This is a genomic window from Methanoculleus sp. (assembly GCF_035363275.1).
Lineage (GTDB): Archaea > Halobacteriota > Methanomicrobia > Methanomicrobiales > Methanoculleaceae > Methanoculleus.
This window is the reverse complement of sequence record NZ_DAOSET010000098.1, coordinates 1-3674: the sequence shown is the minus strand read 5'-3', so window position 1 is coordinate 3674 and position 3674 is coordinate 1. Positions and strand designations below refer to the sequence as shown.

6 protein-coding genes are annotated in these 3674 nt (G+C 58.6%); all 6 read left to right on the top strand.

Annotated elements, in window-relative coordinates:
* The first annotated feature begins 246 nt into the window (after positions 1-246).
* The 6 genes from PLN84_RS12755 (at position 247) to PLN84_RS12730 (ending at position 3620) form a co-directional block, all read left to right on the top strand.
* Complete coding sequence (locus PLN84_RS12755; RefSeq protein WP_292560704.1) at positions 247-492, top strand: type II toxin-antitoxin system MqsA family antitoxin; 246 nt, start codon at positions 247-249, stop codon at positions 490-492.
* Between the two features lie 166 nt (positions 493-658).
* Positions 659-952: a nucleotidyltransferase family protein gene (locus PLN84_RS12750; RefSeq protein WP_292560705.1), complete on the top strand. Its 294-nt coding sequence runs from the start codon at positions 659-661 to the stop codon at positions 950-952.
* 215 nt (positions 953-1167) lie between these two features.
* Positions 1168-1386 (top strand): hypothetical protein, encoded by a 219-nt coding sequence (locus PLN84_RS12745; protein WP_292560707.1) that lies wholly within the window; start codon positions 1168-1170, stop codon positions 1384-1386.
* Between the two features lie 196 nt (positions 1387-1582).
* Positions 1583-1708, top strand: coding sequence for a hypothetical protein (locus tag PLN84_RS12740; RefSeq protein ID WP_292560709.1), 126 nt, complete (start codon positions 1583-1585; stop codon positions 1706-1708).
* 637 nt (positions 1709-2345) lie between these two features.
* The gene (locus PLN84_RS12735; RefSeq protein WP_052379696.1) at positions 2346-2831 is read left to right on the top strand and encodes a hypothetical protein; all 486 of its coding nucleotides are present in this window, start codon (positions 2346-2348) and stop codon (positions 2829-2831) included.
* 3 nt (positions 2832-2834) lie between these two features.
* A complete protein-coding gene (locus PLN84_RS12730; protein WP_348532142.1) occupies positions 2835-3620 on the top strand; it encodes a DUF1828 domain-containing protein in 786 nt (261 codons plus the stop codon).
* Positions 3621-3674: the final 54 nt, after the last annotated feature.

The following is a 3674-nucleotide window of genomic DNA, read 5'->3' as shown; positions in this document are numbered from 1 at the left end:
GGGTGCCCGGGCTTAAGCCGGTATCGGGCGAGACCGTGATAAAGATACTCTCGAAACAGTATGGATTCGCCGTAAGCGGGCAGACCGGGAGCCATGTGCGCCTGTCAAAGGCGACGCCCGGCGGGAGGATAGGTACCGTCGTCCCGCTGCACGACGAACCAAAAGATCGGCACGCTCCGCGGGGTTCTGAAGCTGGCGAAGATCGATCCCGAGGATTTTGCCCGGTATCTCTGAAGAGGATGCGGCATGATCCCGGAGCGATGCACGTCCTGTAAAGGAGCCCTGCACAAGGGAACGGCCGAACTCATTGCACGGGTCGGGGATGAGATCATCGTCATCCGGGATGTCCCTGCCTACATCTGCGACCGTTGCGGCGAGGCGTATTACACTGCAGAGACCTCCCGGAAGATCGATGCCGTGATGAAAGATTTCCATAGCGGCAGGCTTTGCTGCCGGCCTCTCGCAGCAGGCGAGGTTGAACTCACCGGGTGAAGCCGGAAGGCGCGGTGGCTTTCGGACCTGACACACCACCCTCCAGCCGGTCACAGATAGACGCTCCGCCCTCTTTTTCTGCGTATAACCCTTACGGTCAGGCGCTTTCCTGGCACTGGGGGCAAATTTATATCTCCAACCTTCGATAAGACTGATTGGAACAGCCATGTCCGTCACGCAGGATCTGATCCAGAAGAAGCGTTCCAGGATTCTCGCAATAGCCGGACGGCACGGTGCCACGAACCTGCGGATCTTCGGGTCGGTCGCCCGCGGCGAGGTGGGGCCGGAGAGCGACCTGGATCTCCTGGTGGACCTGGAGCCGGGCAGGAGCCTCCTCGATCATATTGCGCTCATCCAGGACCTGGAGGAGGCTCTCGGGTGCCGGGTGGACGTGGTGACGGAGACAGCGCTCAAGGAACGATACAAAAAGAGGGTCCTCAACGAGGCAGTGCCGCTATGAGGGACGGGAACGAGCGGCTCCTCTCCGCGTTCTCCGATACGGAAGGCGCCGAATAACACCGCTTTCCGAGTTTCTGGATAACGGGCACAATTTTTCCCAGGATGATCCTTAGGGTCTGACTTTTTCTCTCGGACGTCCCACTGTCCTCCAGGAGGCTTACCAGGAAGACCAATGAGAAGACCACCTGGGAGCTCGGTCTTACGAGACGAACCGGGATGTGTAGTGGATCTGTAAAGCGCTCGCCCGGATGGAGGCGCGGGAGCGGTGGTTCGTTAGAACCGGAGCGGGAGCACCGTAAGGAACGACTGCCAACACGGCAGGAGTTCGAGCACAGTAAGGTGCGAGAGAGGAGGTTATCGACGGTCAGCGACGGGGCGAGCGATGTCGTCGGCGGGGTCGTGGCGGTGATCGTGAGGGTGCTCGGTGGGGGGTGAGGCCGCCCTCGCCACAGTTGCGATCTCCTCCTCCGTGAGCCCGGAGAGGTCGTAGACCTGCCGGTCGCGTCGATCGTCCCGGCGAACCCCTCCTTCTCGTGCGGGGCCGCCGCTGCGAGGTGTTTGTTCAGGGCGAGCATCTTCTCGGCGAGGCGACGATCCGGTCGCGTCCGGGGGCGCCGGGTGGGAGAACTTCTTGAAGCCGGTCGCGGATGCCGTGGCGATCGTCGAGGCGGGGGATACGAGGCTGCAGCCGGAGGAGCGGGGGGTCGTTGCCGGGATCGTCCGGGCGATCACGGGGTCGGAGGAGGGGGGGGTTTAGGGGTTGTGGAGGGGCGAACCTGACCAACTGATACTTTTTAGTACGGTAGTATGTTGAGTTCTAGAGGAGCATTACGGCTCCCGCTTTTCTCACAGCATATCCTGCATAGATCAGTGGTTCAAGGGAGGCCATGAACTCCTGCGGTGCGGCGCGGGGTGACAACTGCGGTCTTGAGAAGATCATGATCCCATTACGTAATTACAAATTGAGGATATTTTGCAAATCCGGGGAACAGAATTTGTTTAAAAATATGCGGACCGGGCATTATGATCCCATTATGATCCCATTATGAACCCTTGCTGCCCTCCCTCTTTGCGTATGTCAGGGAGTAGCGCACGCCCGCTCCTGCCGTTCCCTCTTTACGGAGAATGCCTCGTTGAACCATGGCAGTAAGGTCCCGCGTTGCAGGCGACTTCTTACCATTGTAGAGGCGCTGACACTCCGGGTTTGAGATGGAACCCCCGCTCTTCAGGTAGTGCAGGGAAGCAATCTGCCGCTCATTTAGCTCGAGCGAGGCGAGTCGCTCTCCATATGCGGAGGACGGTTCTCACACCCGTGGTTATGGAAATAGTTATCTTTCTCCCCGGCGACCGTAGAATCATTGAAATGAAATAGTACTCCGGTGGAGGCTACCTGAATGAATTTGCGGCTCACTGATGATGAGATCGATGCGTTACTCAGAGAGGCCAAGCCGCTGCCGGGAGATTTCTCCAGGAGATTTCGCCCTAAAGAGAAGGGCGGCCATAAGGAGTACGAGATCGGTATAGAGGGTGCGAATCAATCCCGGTTCAGGTTAATATTTCGGCAAAGTCTATTCAACTCGCTGGACTTCTCCGTGATCCTCGGCTATATCATTCCAAACACAAACCAGGTGTTCCGGCTACGCCGATATAACGGGAAAAGTCACGAACACACGAACAGGCTTGAGCAGGAGAAGTTTTATGATTTCCACATCCATACTGCAACAGAGCGCTACCAGACCGCGGGCTGGAACGAGGATGGGTATGCGGTTCCGACAGACCGGTACTCGGATCACCACGGCGCGCTGAAGAGCATGTTCAACGACTGCGGGTTTGAGGGTTCAGCGGTAACCACGAAGGATCTTACCGACTGGGGGATATAACCAATGGCAATCGAGGCAATCGAAGAGGAGTTTCGGAGGAAGGTCTGCAGCCAGATCCATCTCCGCCCGGAGGGTATCAACCGGTATCGGGTCTTCACACCGTTTGTCTTTGACGATGGGGATAACCTCGCGATCGTCCTGAAGGATGAGGACGGCGCCTGGACGCTGACGGATGAGGGGCATACCCTCATGCACCTGACCTACTCGATCGACGCAAGGGAGTTAGAGCGGGGAACCCGCCAGAAGGTGATCGCGAGTGTGCTGTCCCGGTTCGGGCTGGAGAACAACCGGGGCGAGCTCGCTATTCGCATCACGGGCGACCGGTTTGGGGATGCCCTCTGGAGTTTCATCCAGGCGCTGATCCGGATATCGGATCTTGCGTATCTGTCGAGATCGCGCGTTTACTCCACGTTCCTGGAGGATCTCCGTGCGCTCATCGAGGAGGCTGTCCCTGAGGGGCGCAGGGAGTTTGACTGGCACGATCCCGAGCATGATCCGGAAGGGAAATACACCGTTGACTGCAGGATCAACGGCATGCAGAGGCCGATCTACATCTTTGCGCTCGCGAACGACGACCGGGTCCGTGACGCGACGATAAACATCCTCCAGTTCGAGAAGTGGGGGCGGCCCTTCGTCTCGGTCGGCATATTCGAGGATCAGGAGGAGGTCAACCGCAAGGCCCTCGCGAAGTTCAGCGATGTCTGCGATAAGCAGTTCTCAAACCTGCCGGGGAACAAAGACCGGATTATGCAGCACCTCCGGGATATGGCCGGGACGGCTTCCGGCTGAGGTTGCAGCGGCGTCCCGCTCTGCCCGGGGGAGGAATCCCCCTTTCATCACGTG